We start from the raw sequence: 22,708 nt of genomic DNA on the forward strand, positions 1-22,708 counted from the left end.
CTCATGTCTGCCCCCTGGACCGGATGTTTACTGATGTGCATCTGGACCAGATTTCGTTCTCGTGGGCCGGGGAGGGACGTGTGGCGCACAACGTCGCCTGCGCCCGGGCTCAAGGTCCCGGGTGCGCGTGCGAGTGCGGCGGTGCGAGACACGGATGCCAAGGGGGATTCGAGCTCGCCGGCAGGTCCAGCGGGGAGGTTCTGACCTATGTGGCGGAGCGGGACGAGGACTGGCGGCGGCCGCCCGCGGGGATGAACGAGAGACAGGCCGCGATCGGCTGTGCGAGAGCGTCCGTCGTCCAATGGCTCCATCACGATCGGGTCCTGCTCAGACAGGCCAGGACGGCCGATCGGCGCGCGTTCGAGGATGAGGCCGAACTGCCCGACCTCGGGCTCGTACTCCGAGGGCTCGAAAGGGAACTCGGGCCGCAGGGGATGCGGGAGTTCCAGGCCTGGGCCGGGGCTTCACATTTCTGGTGCGAGCTGCTGGCCCAGTTCGCCTTCGCGCTGGGCCGATACGAGCAGTTCAGGAACATCGTCGCTTCCACCGTGGAGAGAGCCCTCCTGACGCGCGACAGCCCGCCCATGCCCGAGGGCCTGGACCACGGCGAACTGATGGGAATCGCCTCCCACGCCACCTGGCGGTATCTCCTGGAAGGTCTGATCGCCGCTTCGGGGGGATTCGATCCTCAGGCGCTGATCTGGCCCGTCCGTGTGATCACCGTCCTCATGTGCCCGGACGCCTCACGCCACCCGGCGGTTCGTGAGCATTGCCTGGCACCGATCGTCCGGGAGAGCCGGACCCGGGTCCGGGAAGAGATCCGCGACCGCCTGAGCAGTTCCTTTCCCGAAGACCCCTGGTTCACGTGAAGGGCGCCGTCAGGGGTGGGCGGTGGAGAGGGAGAGGGCAGTGGTGGTGTCGAGGTCGGCGGTGACGGTGGCGAGTTTGGCGCGGATGGCGGTGACGGCGTCGGCGCCGAGGGCCAGCCTGAGGGGGACCTTCGGGAGGGAGAGGGCCGTCAGGACCGCTTCGGCGGCGCGGTCGGGGTCTCCCGGCTGGGCGCCGTCGGAGGCGGGGAGGTCCGTGCGGAGGGGGCCGACGCTGCCGGCGTAGGCGGGGAGGGCCGCCGTCTGGCGCAGCGCGCCGCCGGCGAAGGAGGTGCGGAACGCTCCCGGCTCGACGATCAGAACGTCGATGCCGAAGGGGGCCACCTCGGCGGCGAGGGCCTCGCTGGCCTGCTCCAGCGCCCCCTTCGCGGCACAGTAAGCGCCGACTCCGGCGAAGGCCAGCATTCCGCCCATGCTGCTCACCTGGACGATCGCACCGGACCGCCGCTCCCGCATCTGGGGCAGCACCAGCCGGGTCAGCCGGACGGGGCCGAAGAACATGACGTCCATGGTGTCGCGGAGCTCCTCCTCCGTGGTCTCCTCGACGGCGCCGACGATCCCGAATCCCGCGTTGTTGACCAGGACGTCGATCCGTCCGGCGGCCTTCACCGCCCGTTCGCAGGCGGCCGGATCCCGGACGTCCAGCTCGATGACCGTCACGCGGTCCGGATGCTCTGCCACCAGTTCCCTCATGCCATCCGGGCGGCGGACGGCGGCGACGACCTCGTCGCCCGCCGCGAGGGCGGCCCGGGTGAACGTGGCGCCGAAGCCGCTGTTCGCCCCGGTGATCAGCCAGCGTCGCGGTGCGGTGCTCATGAAGGGTCCTTCCGGCCGTGCGCCCGGCATCGGTACCGTGGCGCTGACCGCAATGTTTCCGCCCGGCGCCCGGCCGGGGTATGGCACGAAGGTGGAAGGTCCTTGGCAGCCGACGCGTTCGCCGGGCGGGTGCGCCCGCCCCGTCCCCTGCCGGAGGGTGAGCCGCTGTCCCCCGAGGACTACCGGCGGCTGTTCGGCGTGATCGAGTCCGTCGACCGGGCGATCGACCTGCCGATGTTCAGGGAGTGCCTGCTGCGGGCGTTGCAGTCCTGGTTCGGTTACACCGGGGTCGCCGTCCTGCACGGCGACACGCTCGCCGACGCCGTCGCGGGCGGCTGCGGCGTCCAGGGCGGATACTCCGCGGAGTTCCTCGAGGAGTACGAGGCCGCGGGCTGGGCCGCCGCCGACCCGTTCCGCACCGAGCGCGGCCAGGAGGCGCTGCTGGCCGCGGGCGTGGTGACCATGACCGACCTAGAGCCGTCCCAGGACTATCTGGACCGGTTCCTGCGGCCGCACGGCATCACCGACAAGGCCGCCCTGGTCATCGACGCCGGCCCCGCGGGCGTCCTCTACGTCGGCATCGCCGTGCGGGACATGCCGCGTGTGCCCGAACGCGACCTGGCCGCCCTCCGCGCCCTGCGGCGGCACCTGACCCCGCTGGTCGCCGACCAGCTCGAACGCCATCGCGAGCGCACGGCGGCCCGCTCCTCCTGGCGGCTCACCCCCCGCGAATGGGAGGTCGCCGACCTCGCCGCGCAGGGCCTGACCAACCGCCAGATCGCCGACCGTCTCTTCATCGGCGTCGACACCGTCAAGAAACACCTCACCCGCGCCCTGGCCGAGACCGGAGCCCCCACCCGCACCCGCCTCGCCCTGCTCTGGCAGCCCCGCTGAAAACCCGGTGGGCCGGACGATTCACCCTGGCTAGGGTGGCCGTCATGGAACCGCGCAGTGTCGAAGACGTCCGTCGGCTCGAGGCCCAGGGTGCCGCGATGAAGTTCGTGTACTTCTGGGGGCATGAGCCTGTGGCCGGGGGTCAGCATGTGCTCAGCCAGTGGTTCCAGCGCGACTTCGAGGAGGAGGGCGTCACGTACCGGAGCGCCGAGCACTACATGATGGCGGGCAAGGCTCGGCTGTTCGGCGACGCCGCCACCGAGGAACTGGTCCTGGCCGCCGGGCATCCGCAGGACGCCAAGAAGCTCGGTCGCGGGGTCCGGCCCTTCGACGGGGCGGTCTGGGACGCCGAGCGCTTCGAGATCGTCGTGCGGGGCAACGTCGCGAAGTTCGGGAGCGATCCCGGGCTGCGCTCCTATCTGCTCGGGACCGGGGAACGCGTCCTCGTCGAGGCCAGCCCGGTCGACCGCATCTGGGGCATCGGGCTGGCCGCCCGCGACGAGCGGGCCGCGCGCCCGTCGCGGTGGGACGGCCTCAACCTTCTCGGGTTCGCCCTGATGGAGGCCCGCGCGAGGATCAGGGTCGCGGGCTGAGTCAGCGGGCCGCGTCGTGCGCCGCGCGTGCGGTCTCGATCTCGGCCATGTGCTCCTCGGCCCACTCCTTGAGGTGGGCCAGCACCTCCAGGAGGGAGCGGCCGAGCGGCGTCAGCTCGTAGTCGACGCGGACCGGCACCGACGGGGTGACCGTCCTGGTGAGGAGGCCGTCGCGCTCGAGGCCGCGCACGGTCTGGGTGAGCATCTTCTGGCTCACCCCGGCGATCTGCGCGGCCAGCTCGCTGTAGCGCAGTGGTCCGCGCAGGCCCAGGGCGACGATGACGAGACTGGCCCACTTGTCACCGAGGGTCTCGATCAGCCGTCGGCTGGGGCAGCCCTGCTGGAAGGCGTCATAGCGGCCGGGCGGCCGGCCCTCCCCGCTCAACGGTGCTTCGACGGATCCGGTCGTCCCCATGGCTCACCTTCAGGTACTTACCGCACTTACAGGTGCCTTCTTCCCAAGGGAGAGTAGGTCGCCGAGAGTGGGAGGGCAACCCTCTCCACCGAAGGAGCCTTTCGATGTACGCCCTCATCTCCCGTTCCGGCGATCCGACTCCGCGCGTCGAGCGGATCGACCCGCCGCTCCTCTCACCGGGCGAGGTCCGGGTCACGGTCGCCGCGGCCGGATTCACCCTCTACGACGCGGTGGCGGCCGCCGACCACGGCCTGCTCGGCCTCCCCGACGTCGTCGGGCTGGGCTTCGACTTCGCCGGCACCGTCATCGAGACGGGCGATGACGTGAAGGAATTCGCGGCGGGCGACCGGGTCGCGGGCCTGCACGGCGGCGTGACCTCGAAATCGAGGGCCCACGCCAGCGAGGTCGTCGTGCCGGTCGACGCGCTCGCCGCCGTCCCCGAGGGACTCGCCCTGGAGGGGGCCGCGGCCGTGACCCTCAGCGCGCTCGCGGCACGCCAGGCGCTCGACCTGCTCGGCGACGAGCGCGGCAGCCTGCTCGTCACCGGGGGCGCGGGCGGCGTCGGCGGCTGGGCGGTCTCCCTCGGCACCCGCGACGGCTGGACCGTGGACGCCCTCGTCAGGCCCGGCACCGAGCACCTCGCCCTGGCGGCGGGCGCCGTGGCGACGCCCGCGGACCCTCCCCCGGGCTCCTACGACGCGGTCATCGACGCCGCCGACCTTCAGGGGACCGCCCTCGCCGCGGTCCGCGACGGCGGCCGCTACATCGGCTTCAAGCCGGGCCGCCCGCTCGAGACCGAACGGGGGATCATCGCCACCGCCGTCCTGACCAAGCCCGACGGTCAATCGCTCGCCGGGCTCCTCGCTCTGGCCGCCGACGGCCTGGCGCCCGTCCGGATCGCCGCCACCAGGCCCCTGTCCGAAGCCGCCGGCCTCTACACGGCCGCACTGGCCGCCCCGGGCTCCGACGGCCGCTGGCTGCTCCTCCCCTAGCCACGCGCCTCGTCGGCGCCGACGAGGCGTCAGGGGGTGAAGACCCGGGGCTTGACCGGGGACACCCGGCGCTTGACGGTGCGCAGGACGATCCACTTGCGGTGGGCGGCGTAGGCGATGTGCAGGTCAGGACGGCCGTCGCCGGTGATGTCGGTCAGGCGGAGCTGTTCGCCGAAGCCGGGCCGGAGCGGTTTCGGATGCGGCAGGCCCCGGGTGGAGGCGGAGAAGGTCTGGAAGCTCCTGAGGTTCAGGCCCTTCTTGCTCCCGTACAGGACGAAGACCCTGGTGCGGTCGCCGACGGCCAGATCGGAGCGCCCGTCGCCGTTGACGTCGCCCACGGCGAGGGAGAAGCCGAACCAGTTCGCCTTCTGTGCGCCGGTGAGGGTCGACTCGGAGAACCGCTGGACACGGGTGAAGGGGGTGGCGGGGCCGCCGAAGGCGACGACCAGTTCGGGGTCGTCGGTGCCCGCGTCGGTGAGGTACTCCACGACCAGGTCGTCGTAGCCGTCTCCGTCGAAGTCGCCCGCGGCGGAGTTGTGCCGGATCGACAGGTCGCGCGGCGCGGGGCCGGTGATCTCCCTGACGGGGCCGATGCCCTTGGGCGTCCCGAGGGAGATCATCCATCTCTGGTCGTCGGAGACGATGAGGTCGCCGTACCCGTCGCCGTTGAAGTCGCCGGTGCTGAAGCCCTCCGGCTCGGGGTAGGCGGCCGGGAACCGCTGCGCACGGATCTTGGCCTTGCGGCCGCTGAACGAGAACGTCACCGCGCTCGTCTTGTCGGTCACCGCCAGGTCGGTCCTGCGGTCGCCGTTGAAGTCGCCGGTCCGCAGCGGGGTCTTCGTGCCGTTGCCGTCGAAGAACGGCAGCAGGGCGCTCTTGCCGGTCAGGCCCTTCGCGCCCCCGTACAGGACGAACGGCCGGTAGGCACCGCCCGCCTCGCCGAAGGCCCAGGCGAGGTCGGCGTAGCCGTCGCGGTCGAAGTCGGCCGAGACCGGCTGGCCCCAGGGCATCAGGTCGTTGCGGAAGATCTTCTTCAGGATCGGGGACGTCCGGACGAGCGTGGTCCTCTTCTTCGTCCGGGTGTACTCGACGCGCAGCCGGACGGCGTCGCGGCCCTCCTTCGTGAAGCCGGTGACCACGACATCACGGCGCCCGTCCCCGTCGAGGTCCCAGGCCTTGGCCGGAGCCTTGCGCGCCGACGAGGCCTGTGCGGGGAGCGCGGGGACGAGCGTCACCGTGAGAACGGTCGCGGCCAGAATCCTGATCATGAAATCTCCCATCGATCTTGATCCCCGTGAGACGCACGGATCAGGAGAAAAGTTCGGACCGCCGGTCAGGAGAAGGTGGCGAGGACGCCGTAGTGGTCGGAGGGCCAGACGCCGCCGGACGGGGTGGTGAAGGCCAGCTCGGTCCGGGCCGGGGTGAGTGCGGAGGTGAAGACGTAGTCGATGCGGACCGACGGCTCTCCCGAGGCGCGGGCGAAGGCGTTGGTCTCGCAGTAGGTGTGGCCCGGGGTGCCGTCGCCCGAGGACGGCCAGGCGTCGGTGAGGCCGTGGGAGAGGACGGAGGCGATCTCGGGGCTTCCCGGGGGCGCGTTGAAGTCGCCGACCAGGACCGCGGGGCCTCCTGAGGTGCGTTCGGCGACGGTCTCGGCCACGAACTCGGCCTGGCGTGCTCGCAGGGTTGCCTCGCCCGGGGAGTAGTGGAGGTGGGTCACGAAGAACGGCAGCGGGCCGTCCGGGGTGGCGATCGAGGCGTGGAGCAGGACTCGGGGTTCGGCGCCCGGGTCGTTCGGGAGGGGGATCGTCTCGGCGTCCGTGATCGGATGGCGGCTCAGCAGGGCGTTGCCGTAGTCGGCGCCGTCGAGGCGGAGCGCGGGGGCGAAGACGCCGTGAAGGCCGTCGGCCAGGGTCTCGGCCTGGGTGACGCCGTTCTCCCGCCAGACCTCCTGGAGCCCGATGACGTCCGGGGCGAGCCGGGCGAGTTCCGCCCGGATCAGGCCGGTCCTGGCTTCGTACGGGCCCCGGCGGCCCCAGATGTTCAACGTCAGCACGCGCACGAGATCGGGAGTCTATCGGGCGATATTCGTTCGACGGGCCGGACGCCGGTCGGTAGAACTGGTCCCATGCTGCTCAAGTATCCGCGGACGCGGCATCTGCGGGGGTCGCGGCTCCAGCCGGGAGACGAGGATCTCGCGGCCGCGCCGTTCCGGGAGATCGCGGGGCGGTTCCTCGTGGTCGAGGAGAAGCTCGACGGCGCCAACTGCGGCATCAGCTTCGGCCCGGACGGGGAACTGCTGCTCCAGTCGCGGGGGCACTACCTGACGGGTGGCCCGCGGGAGCGGCAGTTCGCGCCGCTGAAAGCGTGGGCGTCGGCCGTCCGGCACCGGCTGTGGCCTGTGCTCGGGGAGCGTCACGTGATGTACGGGGAGTGGCTGTACGCCCGGCACACCGTCCGGTACGACGCCCTTCCCCACTACTTCTGCGAGTTCGACGTGTACGACCGGGAGGAGGGGGTCTTCCTGTCCACGGCGGCGCGGCGGGAGCTGCTGGACGGGCTGCCCGTCACGCCGGTGCCCGTTCTGCACGAGGGGCCCCTGCCCTCCCTGGACGCTCTGACGGCCCTCCTCGGCAGGTCCCTGTATTCGTCCGAACCGGCGGAGGGGCTGTACGTCAAGGTCGAGGACGGACGGGAGACCGTCGGACGGTTCAAGTGGGTGCGCTCCAGCTTCCTCACCGAGATCCTCGACTCCGGCTCGCACTGGGCCGACCGGCCGATCGAACCGAACGGCCTCGCCGACCCGGCGGTGATGTATGAAGATCTTTAGTGGGCTGTGTCCCGCCCCGCCGCACTGGGACGTCCCCTGGCCCGAGATCCGCGAGGCCTTCGGCTGGGTCCGCGCCCTCACCGGCGTCGAGCAGGACCCCGTCCACCACGCCGAGGGCGACGCCGAGATCCACACCCGGATGGCGTGCGAGGCCCTGGCCGCGTTGCCGGAGTGGCGCGCCAGGCCCGAGGACGAGCGGGTCCGGCTGTTCGCCACGGTGCTCATGCACGACGTCGCCAAGCCGTACTGCACCCAGCACATCGACGGCCGGATCACCGCGCACGGCCACTCCCGCAGGGGCGACCTCATGGTCCGCCGGATCCTGTGGGAGCTGGAGGCGCCGCCGGAGTGGCGGGAACACGTGGCGGCGCTGGTCCGCCACCACCAGGTGCCGTTCTGGGCGCTGGAGCGTCCCGACCTCCAGCGGATCGCGTTCCGGGTGTCGCTGCTCGCCCGCAACGACGATCTGGTGATCCTCGCCAAGGCCGACATCCTCGGCCGGATCTGCGGCGACCTGCCCGAGGTGCTGGAGAACATCGCCCTGTACGAGGAGTACTGCGCCGAGCAGCGCTGCCTGGACGGGCCGCGCCCGTTCCCCTCCGACCACGCCAGGTTCTGGTACTTCCGCACGCCCGGCCGCGACCCCGACTACGACGCCTACGACGACACCCGGCTGACGGCGACCGTCATGTCCGGGCTGCCGGGCTCCGGCAAGGACACCTGGATCTCCGCCAACCGGCCGGGGCTCCCCGTGGTGAGCCTCGACCGGATCCGCGCACAGCTGGGCGTCAGGCCGTCCGGGGACCAGCGGGCGGTGGCCGCGGCGGCCTACTCCGAGGCCCGCGAGCATCTGCGCGCCGGCCGGTCGTTCGTCTGGAACGCCACCAACACCTCCCGCCAGCTGCGCGAGCACTGCACCGCGCTGGTCGCCGGCTACCGGGGCAGGGTCGACATCGTCGCTCTGGAGGCCCCGCCCCGGTTGCTGCGCGCGAGCAACCGGGGCAGGCCCTCACCGGTCCCGGACGCGGTGATCGAACGGCTCGCCGCCAGATGGGAGCTGCCCGATCCGACCGAGGGTCACACCGTCACCTGGCTGTCGCGGGGGGCAGCTCGATCCGGCGGGTGATGCCGATCGCCTCGAGGAAAGGCTCGTCGTGGCCCGCCACGACCAGGGCGCCCTCGAAGGCGTTGATCGCCGATTCCAGCTGACGCAACGAGCCCAGGTCCAGGTTGTTGGTGGGCTCGTCGAGCAGCAGGAGCTGCGGTGCCGGATCGGCCGACAGCAGCGTGGCCAGCACCGCCCGGAAACGCTCGCCGCCCGAGAGGGTGGCGACGATCCGGTCGGCCCGGTCTCCCCGGAAGTGGAAACGGGCCAGCCGGGCGCGCAGGGCGTTGATCCGGCCCAGCGGCGCGACGGCCCGCAGGTTGTCCAGGACGCTCAGCTCCTCGTCGAGGATGTCGAGGCGCTGGGGAAGGAAGCCGACCGGGACGAGCGCCGCGGGCACCATCCTCCTCAGCAGGGTGGACTTGCCCGAGCCGTTCGGTCCCGTGAGCGCGACGCGTTCGGGCCCGCGCAACTCGAGCCCGGCCAGTTCGAGGACGGTCTTCCCGGCCGGGACCCGGGTCTCGGGCAGGTCCACCCGGATGAGCGCGTCGGCGCGGATCTCCTCCTCCGCCTCCCTCAGCCGGTCGTGCGCGCCCTCGAGCCTTCCGGTGTGCAGGTTGCGGTACTTGCCGGCCGAGACCTGCGCCTCCCTCCTGCGCGCGTTCATGATCACCTTCGGCTCGCGCTTGGTGTCGAACTTCTTCTGGCCGAAGCGGAGCCTGCGGTCGAGCTTGGTCCGGGCCTCGGTGAGCTCGCGGGTCTGGCGGCGGACGTCCTGCTCGGCGTGGCGCACCAGCCGCCGGGCCGTCTCCTGCCCGGCGGCGACGATCTCCTCATACGCCGTGAAGTCGCCGCCGTACAGGGTGATCGCACCGTCCCTGAGCTCGGCGATCTGGTCGACGAGACCGAGGAGCTCCCGGTCGTGGCTGACCGCGACGAGAACGCCCTCCCAGCCCTCGACGACCTCGTACAGGCACTGCCGGGCGGCCCGGTCGAGGTTGTTGGTGGGCTCGTCGAGCAGCAGGATGTCCGGATCGCCGAGCAGGACCCCGGCGAGGGCGGTCAGCACCGCCTCGCCTCCCGACATGGCCGTGACGGGCCGGTCGAACTCGAGCCGTTCCAGGCCGAGACGGTCGAGGTGGGCGCGGGCGCGCGCCTCGAGGTCCCACCCGGTGCCGATGGCAGCGAGATGGGCGTCGGTGACGTCACCCGCCTCGACGGCCGCCAGCGCGCGCCTGGTCCCGGCGATACCGAGAAGATCTTCGACCTTCCCGCCGGGCAGCCGCTGCGGCAGGTAGCCGATGGCACCGGACGCCGTCACGCTCCCCGAAGCCGGTTCGAGATCACCGGCGAGAACGCGCAGCAGAGTGGATTTACCGGACCCGTTGAGGCCGATCAGGCCCGTGCGGCCACAGCCGAGGACGAGGTCGAGCCCGTCGAACACGGGTGTGCCGTCGGGCCACGCATGGCCGAGGCCGGTGGAAATGAGAGTCGTCGAATACGCCAAAGGACACCTCCGGAGGATGGTCGTGGATTCACGGACGCACCTCAGATGTCCAACGGACTGCTCCTCACGATGACGGCTCCTGCACAGAACACGTTACGCGGGGCGTCAACGCCTTTTCAGGCCCTAAGGTGCCGGTTCGACCGTCCAGGCGCCGTCGGCCCAGGTCAGGGTGATCGGCGCGGTGGCCGCGCCCTCGCGTCCCAGCAGGACGCTCGCGGTGTCGCCCGTCACGGTGGCCTCGCCGAGGGTGATGATCGCGGCGCCGGTCGTCTTGGCGGCGTCCTTGGAGCCGCTGGTCGTCTGCGTCCTGGCGCTCGCGAAGTGGATCCTGCGGCCGGGCAGGGCGGCCTTGAGGGCCGACCGGAACTCCTTGTCGAGCCCGGGTGTGGTGGCGTCGACGAGGAAGAGGTCGCCGGAGGTCGTGGCGAGCGCCGCGGCGTAGACGGCGACCCGGGGATCGGCGGGCATGGCCAGGGTGCCGTCACCGGACAGCGTGGGAGCGGCGCCGGGGACGCGCTTCGCCGGGGCGTCCGCCAGGTTCTTCTCCTGCTCGGCGCTCGCCGCGGCGGGTGCCGCGGCCGACTTGTCCGCCGATGATCCCGATCCGGCGAGCTGCGGCAGGACGAGCCCGGCCGCGACCAGCACCGCCGCCGCGCCGCCCAGGGTCGTCAGCCGCCGCCGGGTGCGGACCCTGCGACCCGTGCGGACCACGGTGTCGGCCAGGTTCCCCGCGGGCTCCGGCGCGTCCCCCGCCAGCAGGCTCAGCAGCTCCTTGTCATCCATGTGCGTCCCCCTCTACGGGAACACCGTAAGCCTCCCTGAGCTTCTCCAGTCCCCGCATCGTCTGGCTGCGGACCGTCACGGCCGAACAGCCGAGCAGCTCGGCGACCTCCGCGACCTCGAGCCCGACCCAGTGCCGCAGCACCACGGCGGCCCGCTGGCGGGCCGGGAGGGAGGCGAGCGCGGCGCGGAGCCGGACGTTCCCGTCGATGCCCGCGTAGGGGTCGGCGCCGTCACGGGTCTCGGGCAGGACGTCGACCGCCGTCTCGTGCCGGTAGTGGGCGCGGCGGCGCTCGTCGGCCGCGACCGTCACCAGCACTCTCCGCACGTAGGCCTCCGGGTTCGTCTCGATCTTCCGCCAGCGGAGGTAGGCCTTGACCAGTGCGTTCTGCACCAGATCCTCCGCTCCCGCCCGGTCCGCGGTGAGCAGATAGGCGAGCCGGAGCAGCCCGGCGGAGCGTTCGGCGACGAACCGCCTGAACGCCTCCTCCTCGGCCATCAGCGCCTCCTGACATATCGGACGGATGCGTCACGCTAGCGCGTTGCACGCCTTCCCGACGACTTCGGGACGCGGGTCCGGATCAGGCCGGTGCCGGAACCTGCCAGACGGTCGTCCGCTTGACCCTGGAGTCCTCGATGGCCTGGCTGACGGGCACGTCGTAGCGGGCCAGGGCGTGGAACGCCGCCCGCGGGAGGTATTGGCGTCCGGGGTCGCCGACCAGCACCTGGGCGCCGAGGCGGGCCATCCTGCGCAGGAAGGGCTCCGTCCGCCGGGCCATCAGCCGGTCGTAGAAGACGTCCCCGGCCAGGACCAGGTCGAAGGCGAGGTCGTCGCGGTCGAGCAGGTCCTCGCAGAGCGCGGTGACCGTCACGCCGTTGGCGTCGGCGTTGGCCCCGACCGCGGCCGAGGCGTAGGGGTCGACCTCCGAGGCGACGACCTCGGTGGCGCCGGCCATCGCCGCGGCGATCGCCACGACCCCCGAGCCGCTGGCGAGGTCGAGCACCCTGCGCCCGCGGGCCAGCTCGGGCCTGTCGAGCACATGCCGGGCCAGCGCGATCCCGCCGGTCCAGGCGAACGCCCAGAACGGCAGTCCGGTGTCCTCGGTGCGCTCCCACAGCCCATAAGGGTCATCCGCCTGATGAAGCCTCATCTCAGGCAAGTAGGGAACCGCGGTCAGTCGGGTATTGGTGCGGACGAATTCAAGCTCTTCGGACGCACACAGCGGGGGGTCTGGCTGCACCTTGACGACCTTAACCCGCCGAGCCTGACCGCGCCATTTCCGGCGGTCATTTCCCTTATGTAAAGAAAGCTTCCCTATCTCGAATTGAACGCGAATAACTCTCATTTCGCAGAGGGGTCGGCGATCTCCCGCAGCCTGGCCAGAGCCTCGCGGAGCTGGGCCATCCGGCGTCCGCCCAGGTGAGCGGCCCACTCGGCCTCGACCTCCGCCACCGCGGCGTCCGCGACCGGCCTGATCGAGCAGGCGTGATCGGTCAGGCAGACCAGCCGCGCCCTGGCGTCGTTCGGGTCCGGCCTGCGCTCGACGTAACCCGCCGCTTCGAGCTGGTCCACGAGGTAACCCGCGGTCTGCTTGGTCACCTGGGCGCTCTCGGCGAGCTCACCCAGCCGTGAACCCTCCTCGTTCACGCGCTGGAGGAGCTTGGCCTGGGCCATGGTGATGTCGTCGCGCCCCGCCGCCACAACGGCGTCGAACGCCCGGTTCTCCATGGCCCGGTAAGCGATGAACAACAGAACGCCCAAAGAGGGTTCGCCGGCCACGGCACTCCTTGACGATGGTCAGATGTTCTGACTATTTTTGAGAGACAGGTAGTCAGAACATCGTACCGAATCAGCGGGGGTGCGCCATGGACGAGGCGGCGATGTGGCAGGTCATCGACGAGGAGCGGGCCGGTCTCGCCGACCTTCTCGACCGGCTGACGCCCGGCCAGTGGGCCACTCCCTCCCTCTGCGCCGGATGGACCGTCCGCGAGGTCGGCGCCCATCTGAGCCTGGGACCCCGCATGGGCCTGCGACGCGTCCTCGTCGAGGCGGTCAAGGCCCGCGGCGGCTTCGACCGCATGGTCGACCGGACCGCGCGCCGCGAGGCGCTGCGCCCTGCGGGCGAACTCGTCGCCGAACTGCGCGCGGCGTCCGGATCGCGGCATCTGGCCCCCGGGCAGAAGCTCGCCGACTGCCTCATGGACGTCCTGGTCCACGGCCAGGACATCGCGATCCCCCTCGGCATCGACCGGCCCCAGCCCACCGCGGCGGCCCGCGCCGCCGCCGAGCACACCTGGAACCGCGGCTTCCCCTTCCACGCCCAGCGGCGGCTGCGCGGCTACCGCCTGATCGCGACCGACACCGACTGGACCGCGGGAACGGGCCGGGAACTCCGCGGTCCCATCACGGCCCTGCTCCTCCTGGTGTCAGGCCGCGACGCCGCGCTCCCCCACCTCACGGGGCCGGGCGCCGACGCCCTCCGCGAGGCCCGAAGCCGCCGCTCCGTGACACCCTGACCGGCCCGCCCCCGCGCGCCGGGCGACGTGCCGAGCGCCTACGATCAGGGCGTGAACGATCATCTTCATCCGCTCGACGACCCGATCCGTTCCTCGCTGTCCGGGCGGCACGGCCATCTCGCCGAGTGGCGCGGCCGGGTCGCCCGCTACGTCCCGGACGTCGCCCCGTTCCTGACGCTCCCGGCCCGGCCGGAGCCCGCCGACTGGGCCGACGCCGCCGAGTTCACCGGCCCCGGTGGCACGGTCCCGCTCGTCGGCTCGGACACCACGCCGCCGGACGGCTGGGCGATCGTGGCGCGGTTCGAGGGCGTCCAGATGACCGGCGAGGACGTCGAGGGCCGCCCCGAACCGGAAGCGGTCGTGCTGACCGAGGCGGACGTGCCGGAGATGCTCGCGCTGGTCGAACTGACCCAGCCGGGACCGTTCCTGCCCCGGACCATCGCGATGGGCACCTACCTGGGGATCCGCCGCGAGGGCCGTCTGGTGGCCATGGCGGGAGAGCGCCTGCGCCCGCCCGGCTGGACGGAGATCAGCGCCGTGTGCACCGATCCCGGCCTGCGCGGGCAGGGCCTGGCGGGCCGCCTGGTCAGGGCGGTGGCGGCCGGGATCACCGAGCGCGGCGACCGGCCGTTCCTGCACGCCGTCGCGACCAACGCCAACGCCATCAGCCTCTACGAGACGCTGGGGTTCCGGCTGCGCAGGACCATGTCCTTCGAGCTGGCCCAGGTCCCGGGGACGGTCCCGGCCTGACCGTCCCCGCTCCGGCCGTCAGACCGCGACGGCCGGAGCGGCGGGGCTCCAGCCCAGCGCGGGCGCGACGAGATGGCGGACGTCGTGCAGGATCTGCGTGTAGTCCCGCCGGTCGAACTCGTAGGGCAGTTCGAGGCGCAGTTCCGTGACGGCCGCCACCGCCGCGTCGGCATGGAGCCGTTCGGCGATCTCCGCGGCGGTGCCGACGAGGTCGGGGGCGAACAGGATGGATCGTTCCCCCATCCGCTGCGGTCTGAGCGTGCGCTCGTGCCGCGACGCCGCGTACTCCCTGTAGCGGGCGCGGGCGGCCCGGTCGGCGCCGTCCAGCGGAACGACCACCCGGCCGAGGGCGACCCTGGCGGGATGCCCGGGAGAGGCCAGCGCCCGGTACTCGGTGATCTGCTGGAGCTGGGCGGTGACGAAGTCGTCGGTCTCCTCCCCCTGCACGATGTTGCCGGTGAGGAGGTTGAGGCCCTCGCCGGCGGCCCAGCGCACCGAGCGGAGGCTGCCGCCGCCGTACCAGAGCCGTCCTGGCAGGCCCGGGCTGTGCGGCTGGAGGCGCGGCCGCTGGACGTTGCCCGGGGAGTGGATGACCGTGTCGGGCCCGCCGAGGTAGCCGCCGCGCAGATGCTCCGCCAGCCGCGCGATCCTGCCGTAGGACAGGTCGTAGTCCCGCCAGTCGCCGTCGTGGACGAGATCGCCGAGCAGGTCGGCGTGGGGCATTCCGGTGCTGAAACCGGCCTGGAGGCGGCCCCGGGACAGCACGTCGACCGTCGCGAGGTCCTCGGCCAGGCGGAAGGGGTTCTCGTAGCCGATCGGGATGACCGCGGTGCCGAGATCGATGCGCGAGGTCCGCTGCCCGGCGGCGGCCAGGAAGACCGCCGCCGAGGAGACCCCGTGCTCCAGATGCCGCTGCCGGATCCACGCGCCGTCGAAGCCCTCGGATTCGCCGAACTCGAACAGCCTGAGCGTGTCCTCGAGACCGGTGTGGGGATCGTCGTCCGGGTAGTTGCCGGGCGTCAGGAAGGAGAGGGTGCGGATCATCGTCAGCCGCGCTCGTGGGGGATCTTCTCCCCCGCCTCGACCACGACCGGCAGCCGGTTCTCGGCGGGCGGCAACGGGCAGGTGGCGAAGTCGGTGTAGGCGCACGGCAGGTTCGCGGCGCGGTTGAAGTCGACCACGACCTCGCCGCCGGGGCCGGGGGCGTCGATCTGCAGCGCCCGGTTGGCCGCGTAGGTGGTGACGCCGGAGGTCTCGTCGGTGAACAGCACCGACAGGGTTCCGGGGGCGTGGCCGTTGAAGGCCGTCAGGCTGAGGCGGCGGCCGTCCAGCTCGAACTCGATCCGGCCCGGGGCGTCGTAGACGTGCTGGAGACCCTCGACCGCGGCGCCGACGGTGGTCGGTCGCGGTTCGGGGAAGGCGATGTAGCGCCCGGGTACGGCCCAGCGGGCGTCGGGCTCGTAGGCGGGGGTGCCGCGGAATCCGGTGCGCAGCGGGTGGCCGGGGTGGCGGGGCCGGACGATGTCGTTGCCACCGCGCTTGGCGACCTCGATCACCGCGTCGCCCCAGACCGCCAGGACGCCGCCCCGCTCGGGGATCGGCCCGAACCGGTGCTCGCCGTGGATCGCGGCGCCGTCCACGACCAGTTCCTCGCCCTCGGCCAGGACGACGGCGACACCGTCGGGGCCGGTGGTCCAGGTGCCGGGGGCGTCGGGGAAGCGCCGAGGTTCCTCCGACAGCCAGTGCAGCCCGGTGACGGCGAGGAAGCCGTGCGGGTCGGCCAGGCGCTCCTCGTGCTCGCGGTGCCAGGTCCGCCAGTCACTGGCGAACCGGTCGACGTCCTGCTCGGTGAGCTGAGCCGTCATGTTCTGCCTCCGTTCAATACCCACTAAGTAAGTCGATAATATCTGAAATACCGTCGATCTCGCCTGAAGCAGCTCCACGAAAACGCCGCCCCGGCCGGACGACCGCCGAGGGGCGCGACAAGGGGCAATCTCTACAACTAGAGTAGGGATTACAGGAAATAAGGTGAGGGAGAGACGATGAGTGTCACCGACGAGCTTCTGGCCAACGCCGAGCGCTACGCGGAGAGCTTCGACAAGGGCGATCTGCCGCTGCCGCCGGCCAAGCGGGTCGCCGTCGTGGCCTGCATGGACGCCCGGCTCAACCCCTACGGCGTCCTCGGCCTGTCCGAGGGCGACGCCCACGTCATCCGCAACGCCGGAGGCGTGATCACCGCGGGCGAGCGCCGCAGCCTCGCCATCAGCCAGCGGCTCCTGGGCACCCTCGAGATCATCCTCATCCACCACACCGACTGCGGGATGCTGACCTTCACCGACGACGCCTTCAAGGGGGCCGTCCAGGAGGAGACCGGCATCAAGCCCGACTGGTCCGCCGAGGCGTTCTCCGACCTCGACGAGGACGTCCGCCAGTCGATTGCCCGCATCAAGGCCGACCCCTTCATCCCGCACACCGACCAGATCCGCGGCTTCGTCTACGAGGTCGAGACCGGCCGGCTCCGTGAGGTGAAGTAGCCCGGGAACGGGTGCACGCGCCCGCCGCCGGAGACCACACGGCGGCGGGCGCGTGAACCGGGCGAGGCGGCCTGTGCGTAGGAGCGGGTGTCAACGCCCGCTACGCACAGGAGGTACTCGATGGAGCTGCTCAGGGCTCAGGCGCACAGTCCCTCGTACTTCGAGCTGGTGCGCGCCGGGGGTGAGAATCCCGCTCCGGTGGACTTCTGCATCCCGTGCAATCCCTACTTTCCGACCCGGGGGATGATGGAGGAGCTGGGACGGAACCTCGAGGCGACGCTCAAGTTCTATCCGAGCGACGCCAAGACGATCACCGCCGAGCTCTGCTCGACCCTGGGACTGCACCCCCAGACGGTGGCCATGGGCAACGGGTCGACCGAGCTGATCACCTGGCTGGACCATCTGCTGGTCACCGAGTCGCTGGCGATCCCGATCCCGACCTTCGGGCGGTGGACCGACCAGCCGCTGGAGACCGGCAAGCGCGTCGACATGTACCGGCTGGCCGAGAGCCGGAACTTCGCCCTCGACGTCGACGACTACGTGCGGTTCATCCGGCAGCGCGGCTCCCGGGTGGCGGTCGTGTGCAACCCGAACAACCCCGACGGCGGGTACCTGCCGCGCCATGAGGTCGTCCGGCTGATGGACCTGCTGGCCGACCTCGATCTGGTCATCATCGACGAGTCGTTCGGCGACTTCGTGGACGCCGAGCCCTACGCCGGGGTCGCCGCGGAGGCCTCGATCAGATCGAACGTCGTGGTCCTGCGGAGCCTGGGCAAGAACTTCGGGCTCCACGGCATCCGGTTCGGCTATCTGGTCGCCAATCCGGCGCTCGCGGGACGCGTCCGGGACGCGCTGCCCAAGTGGAACCTGAACGCGTTCGCCGAGGTCGTCGTCTTCATGATGCGCAAGTACATGGCCGAGTACCACGACAGCCTGCACCGGCTCGCCGACGATCGGCGGCTGATGTTCCAGCAGCTCAGCCAGCTCCCCGGCCTGTCGGTCTTCGCCTCGCAGGGCAACTTCCTGCTGGTGAAGCTGCCGACCGGCCACGACGGCGTCCAGCTGCGCGACCACATGTTCAAGCAGGGCGTCTTCGTCCGCGAGTGCGGCAACAAGCTGGGGATGACCAGCCAGTTCGTCCGCCTGGTGGTCCGTCCCCAGCCCGACGTCACCCGCCTGCTCACCGGCTTCTTCACCTATCTCGACCCTCAGCGTTCCTTCGAGTCCCTGCCCACCGCCAATCTCCACCACCGGCACGCCACCCACCTCCACCAACCCCACCTGGGCGGGCTGCCCCCGCTCATGAGCCTGCCGCCCTCTGCCTGAACCCGGCCGTTCCACCAATGCCAGGGGATATCGTCCGCCTCATGGACGCGACGATGCCGCTGTACGCTCTGCCGGAGCGGGCCGGGCCGCGGCTCACCGTCGAGCCGCGGCTCGCGAGCTGGGACTCGGCCGCCCATCCGAGCCAGGTGCGCCTGGAGGAGTTCCTCGGCGAGGCCGTCAAGGCGTGCGGTCCCGGGATCGCCCGGCTGCCGGATCCGCTCGCCCTCCGGCTGGACATCGGCCTCCCCGAGACCACCCCGCTGCTCGACCAGCACGACCTGGACAACTACCTGTTCCCGCTCGTGACCCGGCTGACCAGGACCAGCGGCCGGGGCTTCGTGTCGGTGTGGGGCGTCAAACGGCACGGTTCCGGCTCCCACCTGACCGTCGCACCGGCGCTTCCCGCCCCGGACGGCGCCTGGCCGCACACCTTCGACGTCCGCACCACCGCCTCCTCCGGCACGACCGCCTTCAAGGAACAGATCCACCACGCGCTCGCCGAGGCTCATGTTCTTCCCGACGGGCCGCTCGACCTGCACATCGGCTTCGTCGTCGGTCCTGGCCGTCAGTGGCCGAACCTGTGGAAGCCGGCCATCGACGCCTTCGGCCGCCTCCTTGGAAGCACCTCACCCGGCCGCCCCTGGCATCCCCGCGACGGACGCATCGTCCGCCTCGGGCTCAGCACGCGCACCGATGAGAGCCTGCGCAACGACGTGCTGATGCGCGTCGGCTGCGCGGCGTACGAGCACTTCTGAGAAGTTCATCCTCCGTTCACGAACCGAACGCGAGCTTCGACCGTCTCCCCTGCCACCACGTCGAGGGAGCCCGTCATGAGGCATGTTCGCGCAGGAATGGCCGCCGTGCTGGCGGCCGGTACGGTCACCGCGACGGGCGGTGCGGCAGAGGCGAAGCCGCGTCCGGCCGTCGCGTGGGACTTCGACGGCGACGGGATCAGGGATCTGGTCGCCGGGATCCCGACCTTCCGCTTCCCCGACGACACGAACTCCGCCGGCCGGGGCGCGATCGCGGTGCTCAAGGGGGGCCGGGGCGGGCTCTCCTCACCGAGGATCATCACCGGGCCCGCCTCCGTGAACACCGGCGGCCTGTGGCAGGGCTTCGGCCGTGTCCTCGCCTCGGGCGACTTCGACGCCGACGGCCGCGCCGACCTGGCCGTCGGCGGCATCGACGACAAGGCGGGCCGTGGTTCGGTCTACCTCTTCCGGGGCACCGCGACCGGCCTCGGCGCCCAGCCGGTCGTCCTGCACGGGCCTCGCAAGGCCGCCTGGAGCAAGTTCGGCTTCGCGATCGCCGCCGGCGACTTCGACCACGACGGCTACGCCGACCTGTACTCCGCCGAGGTCTTCGGCGGACGTTCCTGGGTCTACCGCGGCGGCAGGGGCTTCTGGAAGAGCCGCAAGCGCTCCGCCCTGCCCAGGGGCGACGCCAAGGCCTACGTCAACTCGGCCGCCGCCGGTGACTTCAACGGCGACGGCCGCGACGACCTCGTCCTGAACTGGTACCGCCGCAAGGACATGCAGACCAGGTCGCCCGGCCGGATCAGCGTCCTCCCCGGCTCGTCCAAGGGCCTGCGCAGGCCCGTGACCGTCGCGACGAAGCAGGCCACGGGGCTGCTGGCGGTCGGCGATCTGAGCGGCGACCGGCGCGCCGAGATCGCGCTGGCCACCGAGAACAACACCAGGATCGTCATCTGGCGGGGTACCCGGAAGGGATTCGCGAAGGCTGCCCGGCCGGTGGCCCGCTCCGTCCGTCCCGGCACGGCGGGGGCGCTGTCGATCGGCGGCGGCCTCCTGGCCGTGGGCCGTCCGGATGCCGAGCGCATCGACGTTCTCGCCCTGACCGGGACCACGCTGACCCTCCGCGGCACCCATCACCCGCTGGGCATCGTCCCGGGCCACGGCTACGGCACGTCGGTGGTCCTGCGCGACTTCACCGGGGACCGCGGGCCCGAGGTCGCCGGCGGCATCCCCCTGCACGGATACGCCTACTCCCCCGGCGGCCAGGTCGTCGCCGTCCACCGAGCCCTCGACATCTCCCCCGTCTCCGGTGCGCTGCCGCAGCAGCAGTTCCCCCTTCCCGACCTGACCGGAGGCTCCCTCAGCCAGATCGTCCTCGGCTGAAAACCCCACCGCTCACGTGCGGAGATTGACGTTCTCCTAAGGAAGAATGCTATTCTTTCGCGCATCGGTTGGAGGGGTGGACGGACATGGGATTCGCCGACGAGCTGTTCGATCTGAGCGGCCGGGTCGTACTGATCACCGGAGGCAGCCGCGGGCTGGGCCGGGAGATGGCGTTCGCCGCCGCGCGCTGCGGGGCGCATGTCGTCGTCGCCAGCCGCGACCTGGACGCCTGCGCCGCCGCGGCCCGTGAGATCACGGAGGCCACCGGCGTCGCCGCGATGGCCCATCGGGTCCACGTCGGCCGCTGGGACGAGCTTCCCGGGCTCGTCGACGCGGTCTACGACCGGTTCGGCCGGTTGGACGCGCTGGTCAACAACGCGGGCATCTCCCCGGAGTACGACTCGCTCGACGCGGTCACCGAGAAGCTGTTCGACGTCGTGGTCAACCTGAACCTGAAGGGGCCGTTCCGGTTGTCGGTGCTGGCCGGGGAACGGATGGCCGCGGCGGGCGGGGGTGCGATCGTCAACGTCAGTTCGACCGGCTCGATCCGTCCCGGGCCCGCGATCGTCCCCTACGCCGCCGCCAAGGCCGGACTCAACGCCCTCACCGAGGGGCTGGCCCTGGCTCTGGGCCCCAAGGTCAGGGTCAACACCCTGATGGCCGGGCCGTTCCACACCGCGGCGACCCGGCACTGGGATCCCGAACGCCTCTCCGAAGGCGTCCGCGGCCACGCCCTGCGCCGGATCGGCACACCGGACGAGCTGACCGGCGCGCTCCTCTACCTGATCTCCGACGCCTCCACCTACACCAGTGGCTCCACGCTGCGGGTGGACGGAGGAATCCCCTGAACGGAAACCATCTGGAGGGTTCATGACCGGACAACGCCGAGGCAGGGCGATGGCGATGACCGACCCCGAGCGGGACGCCTTCCTGCGGTCCCAGCCGATCTGCAGGGTCGCGACCGTCGGGCCGACCGGCAGCCCGCACGCCAGCGCCCTGTGGTTCGTGTGGGACGGGACGGCCCTGTGGCTGAACTCCCTCGTCCGCAGCAGGCGATGGTCGGACCTGGACCGCGACCCCCGCGTCAGCGTGATCGTCGACGACGGCGGCACCGACTTCCTGGCGCTGCGCGGAGTCGAGCTCCAGGGCGGCGCGCAGATCATCGGGGAGACGCCGCGCACCGGCGAGCCCGTCGAGCAGCTCGTCGCCCCCGAACGGCTCTTCGCCGACAAGTACGCCGGTGGCGGCGACTTCCGCTACGACGGCAGGCACGCCTGGCTCCGCCTGGTGCCGGAGAAGACCGTCAGCTGGGACTTCGGCAAGCTCAGGCCGGTGGCCGCGTCATGAGACCCGAGGACCAGTTCCACATCGGCTTCGTCGTCGATGACGCCGACGGGGCGAAAGAGGAGTTCGCGACCCTGTTCGGTTACACGTGGGGTCCCGAGATCGGCGGCCCCCTCCAGGTGCGGCTCCCCGGCGGCGACGTCGATCTCGAGCTCAGATGCTCCTACTCGCTGAGCGTGCCGCGGCTGGAGGTCGTCCGGAGCGTTCCGGGTACCCTCTGGGAGGCCGCGTACGGCATCCACCACGTCGGTTACTGGTCCGACGACGTGGCCGCCGACGTCGCCGAGCTCACCGGGCACGGATTCGTGACCGAGGCGACCCGTCCGGCACCGGGCGGCGGGCTGCACTTCGCCTTCCTCCGCAGCGCCGCGACCGGCTTCCGCGTCGAACTGGTCACCCGGCTCGCCCAGCCGGGACTCGAGCGGGTCTGGAACGCGGGAGAGGGGACCGGCCGATGACGACCGTGGGCATAGCGACCGGGGCGGGGCGCGGCATGGGTTTGGAGTGCGCCAAACGGCTGACCGGGCTGGTGGACGTCCTGCTGCTCGTCGACCGGGACGCCGGCGCCGTCAACACCGTGGCCGAGGACCTGACCGAGTGGTCGGGCGCGGTGGTCGAGCCGTTCGTCCTCGATGTCACCGACGACGAGGGCCTCGCCCGCCTGGCCGCGCGGACCGCCGAACTCGGCACGCTCCGGGCCGTCGCCCACGCCGCCGGGATCTCCCCCACGATGGCCGACTGGCGGCGGATCATCACGGTCGACCTCGTCGCGACCGCACGGCTGGCCGAGACCCTCAGGCCGCTGTCCACCGCCGGCACCGCGACGGTCTGCTTCGCCTCGATGGCGCCGCTGATCGCCGGCCTCGCCGACCCGGCCGTGGACGAGATCCTGGACGACCCGCTCGCCGACGGCTTCCTCGACGCCCTCCACCGGGTCCTGGGCCCGTCCCTCGAACAGCCGGGGCTCGCCTACGCCTGGGCCAAACGCGGCGTCCACCGCTTCGTCCGGCGGGAATCGGTACGGCTCGGTCCGCTCGGCGCCCGCATCTGCTCGATCTCGCCGGGCATCATCGACACACCGCAGGGCCGTCAGGAGGCGGCCGGCAACCCCCGGATGCGGGAGATGGTGCGGATGACCCCGCTCGGCCGCCAGGGCACGGCCGAGGAGGTCGCCGCCGTCGCCGGCTTCGCCCTCTCGGACGAGGCCGGTTTCCTCAACGGCATCGACCTCCTGGTCGACGGCGGCCTGTGCGCCGCCGCCGCGCAGCGGCCCGGCTGAGCCG

Annotated in this window: 27 protein-coding genes; 16 read left to right on the forward strand and 11 right to left on the reverse strand. The window is 71.7% G+C overall.

The genetic code is table 11. The annotated features are described in order from the left end of the window. Positions 1–209 precede the first annotated feature (209 nt). The gene (locus ABD785_RS21735) at positions 210–869 is read left to right on the forward strand and encodes a hypothetical protein (RefSeq protein WP_344831231.1); all 660 of its coding nucleotides are present in this window, start codon (positions 210–212) and stop codon (positions 867–869) included. A 9-nt stretch (positions 870–878) separates the two neighbouring features. Here the strand turns inward: ABD785_RS21735 and ABD785_RS21740 are convergent, their stop codons facing one another. Beyond that, positions 879–1,703, reverse strand: a complete 825-nt coding sequence (locus ABD785_RS21740; RefSeq protein ID WP_344831233.1) for an SDR family NAD(P)-dependent oxidoreductase — start codon at positions 1,701–1,703, stop codon at positions 879–881. Between the two features lie 102 nt (positions 1,704–1,805). Here ABD785_RS21740 and ABD785_RS21745 point away from each other — a divergent pair, with 102 nt between their 5' ends. Continuing rightward, the gene (locus ABD785_RS21745; RefSeq protein WP_344831234.1) at positions 1,806–2,597 is read left to right on the forward strand and encodes a helix-turn-helix transcriptional regulator; all 792 of its coding nucleotides are present in this window, start codon (positions 1,806–1,808) and stop codon (positions 2,595–2,597) included. A gap of 44 nt (positions 2,598–2,641) precedes the next feature. Then, the gene (ybiA, locus tag ABD785_RS21750) at positions 2,642–3,190 is read left to right on the forward strand and encodes a riboflavin biosynthesis intermediates N-glycosidase (RefSeq protein WP_344831237.1); all 549 of its coding nucleotides are present in this window, start codon (positions 2,642–2,644) and stop codon (positions 3,188–3,190) included. Position 3,191: 1 nt separating this feature from the next. On the opposite strand, the gene ABD785_RS21755 is transcribed toward ybiA, so the two are convergent. Next, on the reverse strand, positions 3,192–3,605 hold the full coding sequence (locus ABD785_RS21755; RefSeq protein WP_344831238.1) for a winged helix-turn-helix transcriptional regulator: 414 nt from the start codon (positions 3,603–3,605) through the stop codon (positions 3,192–3,194). Positions 3,606–3,709: 104 nt separating this feature from the next. Here ABD785_RS21755 and ABD785_RS21760 point away from each other — a divergent pair, with 104 nt between their 5' ends. Further along, positions 3,710–4,597, forward strand: a complete 888-nt coding sequence (locus ABD785_RS21760; RefSeq protein WP_344831241.1) for an alcohol dehydrogenase catalytic domain-containing protein — start codon at positions 3,710–3,712, stop codon at positions 4,595–4,597. Positions 4,598–4,626: 29 nt separating this feature from the next. On the opposite strand, the gene ABD785_RS21765 is transcribed toward ABD785_RS21760, so the two are convergent. Continuing rightward, positions 4,627–5,865 carry a VCBS repeat-containing protein gene (locus ABD785_RS21765; protein WP_344831244.1) on the reverse strand — a complete coding sequence of 413 codons (1,239 nt, stop codon included), beginning with the start codon at positions 5,863–5,865 and terminating at the stop codon, positions 4,627–4,629. Between the two features lie 65 nt (positions 5,866–5,930). Then, complete coding sequence (locus ABD785_RS21770) at positions 5,931–6,656, reverse strand: endonuclease/exonuclease/phosphatase family protein (RefSeq protein ID WP_344831247.1); 726 nt, start codon at positions 6,654–6,656, stop codon at positions 5,931–5,933. 66 nt (positions 6,657–6,722) lie between these two features. Between ABD785_RS21770 and ABD785_RS21775 the strand changes: the two genes are divergently transcribed. Further along, on the forward strand, positions 6,723–7,424 hold the full coding sequence (locus tag ABD785_RS21775; RefSeq protein ID WP_344831250.1) for an RNA ligase family protein: 702 nt from the start codon (positions 6,723–6,725) through the stop codon (positions 7,422–7,424). Beyond that, on the forward strand, positions 7,411–8,550 hold the full coding sequence (locus tag ABD785_RS21780) for an AAA family ATPase (protein WP_344831253.1): 1,140 nt from the start codon (positions 7,411–7,413) through the stop codon (positions 8,548–8,550). Before ABD785_RS21775 ends, ABD785_RS21780 begins: the two co-directional genes overlap by 14 nt. On the opposite strand, the gene ABD785_RS21785 is transcribed toward ABD785_RS21780, so the two are convergent. From ABD785_RS21785 to ABD785_RS21805, 5 genes are all read right to left on the reverse strand, one after another. After that, entirely contained in the window at positions 8,510–9,973 is a 1,464-nt protein-coding gene (locus ABD785_RS21785) for an ABC-F family ATP-binding cassette domain-containing protein (RefSeq protein ID WP_344831255.1), read from the reverse strand. The two genes, ABD785_RS21780 and ABD785_RS21785, sit on opposite strands and share 41 nt — an antisense overlap. Positions 9,974–10,159: 186 nt before the next feature. Beyond that, positions 10,160–10,819: a hypothetical protein gene (locus tag ABD785_RS21790; protein ID WP_344831256.1), complete on the reverse strand. Its 660-nt coding sequence runs from the start codon at positions 10,817–10,819 to the stop codon at positions 10,160–10,162. After that, on the reverse strand, positions 10,812–11,315 hold the full coding sequence (locus ABD785_RS21795) for a SigE family RNA polymerase sigma factor (protein WP_344831258.1): 504 nt from the start codon (positions 11,313–11,315) through the stop codon (positions 10,812–10,814). Before ABD785_RS21795 ends, ABD785_RS21790 begins: the two co-directional genes overlap by 8 nt. Before the next feature lie 82 nt (positions 11,316–11,397). After that, the gene (locus tag ABD785_RS21800) at positions 11,398–11,967 is read right to left on the reverse strand and encodes a class I SAM-dependent methyltransferase (RefSeq protein ID WP_344831260.1); all 570 of its coding nucleotides are present in this window, start codon (positions 11,965–11,967) and stop codon (positions 11,398–11,400) included. Positions 11,968–12,158: 191 nt separating this feature from the next. Next, positions 12,159–12,566, reverse strand: coding sequence for a MarR family winged helix-turn-helix transcriptional regulator (locus tag ABD785_RS21805; protein WP_344831262.1), 408 nt, complete (start codon positions 12,564–12,566; stop codon positions 12,159–12,161). 116 nt (positions 12,567–12,682) lie between these two features. On the opposite strand from ABD785_RS21805, the gene ABD785_RS21810 reads away from it, so the two are divergent. Together ABD785_RS21810 and ABD785_RS21815 are read left to right on the forward strand one after the other, a co-directional pair. After that, positions 12,683–13,333: a maleylpyruvate isomerase family mycothiol-dependent enzyme gene (locus tag ABD785_RS21810; protein WP_344831264.1), complete on the forward strand. Its 651-nt coding sequence runs from the start codon at positions 12,683–12,685 to the stop codon at positions 13,331–13,333. Positions 13,334–13,384: 51 nt separating this feature from the next. Further along, complete coding sequence (locus ABD785_RS21815) at positions 13,385–14,083, forward strand: GNAT family N-acetyltransferase (RefSeq protein WP_344831267.1); 699 nt, start codon at positions 13,385–13,387, stop codon at positions 14,081–14,083. Between the two features lie 18 nt (positions 14,084–14,101). Here the strand turns inward: ABD785_RS21815 and ABD785_RS21820 are convergent, their stop codons facing one another. Both ABD785_RS21820 and ABD785_RS21825 read right to left on the reverse strand, forming a co-directional pair. Beyond that, complete coding sequence (locus ABD785_RS21820) at positions 14,102–15,127, reverse strand: LLM class flavin-dependent oxidoreductase (RefSeq protein ID WP_344831268.1); 1,026 nt, start codon at positions 15,125–15,127, stop codon at positions 14,102–14,104. A gap of 2 nt (positions 15,128–15,129) precedes the next feature. After that, positions 15,130–15,948, reverse strand: coding sequence for a DUF1684 domain-containing protein (locus ABD785_RS21825; RefSeq protein ID WP_344831270.1), 819 nt, complete (start codon positions 15,946–15,948; stop codon positions 15,130–15,132). A gap of 177 nt (positions 15,949–16,125) precedes the next feature. Here ABD785_RS21825 and ABD785_RS21830 point away from each other — a divergent pair, with 177 nt between their 5' ends. The 8 genes from ABD785_RS21830 to ABD785_RS21865 all read left to right on the forward strand — a co-directional run bounded on the left by ABD785_RS21830 (position 16,126) and on the right by ABD785_RS21865 (position 22,704). After that, positions 16,126–16,617: a beta-class carbonic anhydrase gene (locus tag ABD785_RS21830; RefSeq protein ID WP_344831272.1), complete on the forward strand. Its 492-nt coding sequence runs from the start codon at positions 16,126–16,128 to the stop codon at positions 16,615–16,617. 120 nt (positions 16,618–16,737) lie between these two features. Further along, positions 16,738–17,943: a pyridoxal phosphate-dependent aminotransferase gene (locus ABD785_RS21835; protein ID WP_344831274.1), complete on the forward strand. Its 1,206-nt coding sequence runs from the start codon at positions 16,738–16,740 to the stop codon at positions 17,941–17,943. A 41-nt stretch (positions 17,944–17,984) separates the two neighbouring features. After that, the gene (locus ABD785_RS21840; protein WP_344831277.1) at positions 17,985–18,698 is read left to right on the forward strand and encodes a hypothetical protein; all 714 of its coding nucleotides are present in this window, start codon (positions 17,985–17,987) and stop codon (positions 18,696–18,698) included. A gap of 75 nt (positions 18,699–18,773) precedes the next feature. Beyond that, positions 18,774–20,081 carry an FG-GAP repeat domain-containing protein gene (locus tag ABD785_RS21845; protein ID WP_344831279.1) on the forward strand — a complete coding sequence of 436 codons (1,308 nt, stop codon included), beginning with the start codon at positions 18,774–18,776 and terminating at the stop codon, positions 20,079–20,081. An 86-nt stretch (positions 20,082–20,167) separates the two neighbouring features. Continuing rightward, complete coding sequence (locus ABD785_RS21850) at positions 20,168–20,929, forward strand: SDR family NAD(P)-dependent oxidoreductase (protein WP_344831282.1); 762 nt, start codon at positions 20,168–20,170, stop codon at positions 20,927–20,929. A gap of 22 nt (positions 20,930–20,951) precedes the next feature. Further along, positions 20,952–21,428, forward strand: coding sequence for a pyridoxamine 5'-phosphate oxidase family protein (locus ABD785_RS21855; RefSeq protein WP_344831284.1), 477 nt, complete (start codon positions 20,952–20,954; stop codon positions 21,426–21,428). After that, the gene (locus ABD785_RS21860) at positions 21,425–21,883 is read left to right on the forward strand and encodes a VOC family protein (protein WP_344831287.1); all 459 of its coding nucleotides are present in this window, start codon (positions 21,425–21,427) and stop codon (positions 21,881–21,883) included. Before ABD785_RS21855 ends, ABD785_RS21860 begins: the two co-directional genes overlap by 4 nt. Beyond that, positions 21,880–22,704, forward strand: a complete 825-nt coding sequence (locus ABD785_RS21865; RefSeq protein WP_344831289.1) for an SDR family oxidoreductase — start codon at positions 21,880–21,882, stop codon at positions 22,702–22,704. Before ABD785_RS21860 ends, ABD785_RS21865 begins: the two co-directional genes overlap by 4 nt. Positions 22,705–22,708 lie beyond the last annotated feature (4 nt).

It is taken from the genome of Actinocorallia longicatena, assembly GCF_039534125.1.
Lineage (GTDB): Bacteria > Actinomycetota > Actinomycetes > Streptosporangiales > Streptosporangiaceae > Actinocorallia > Actinocorallia longicatena.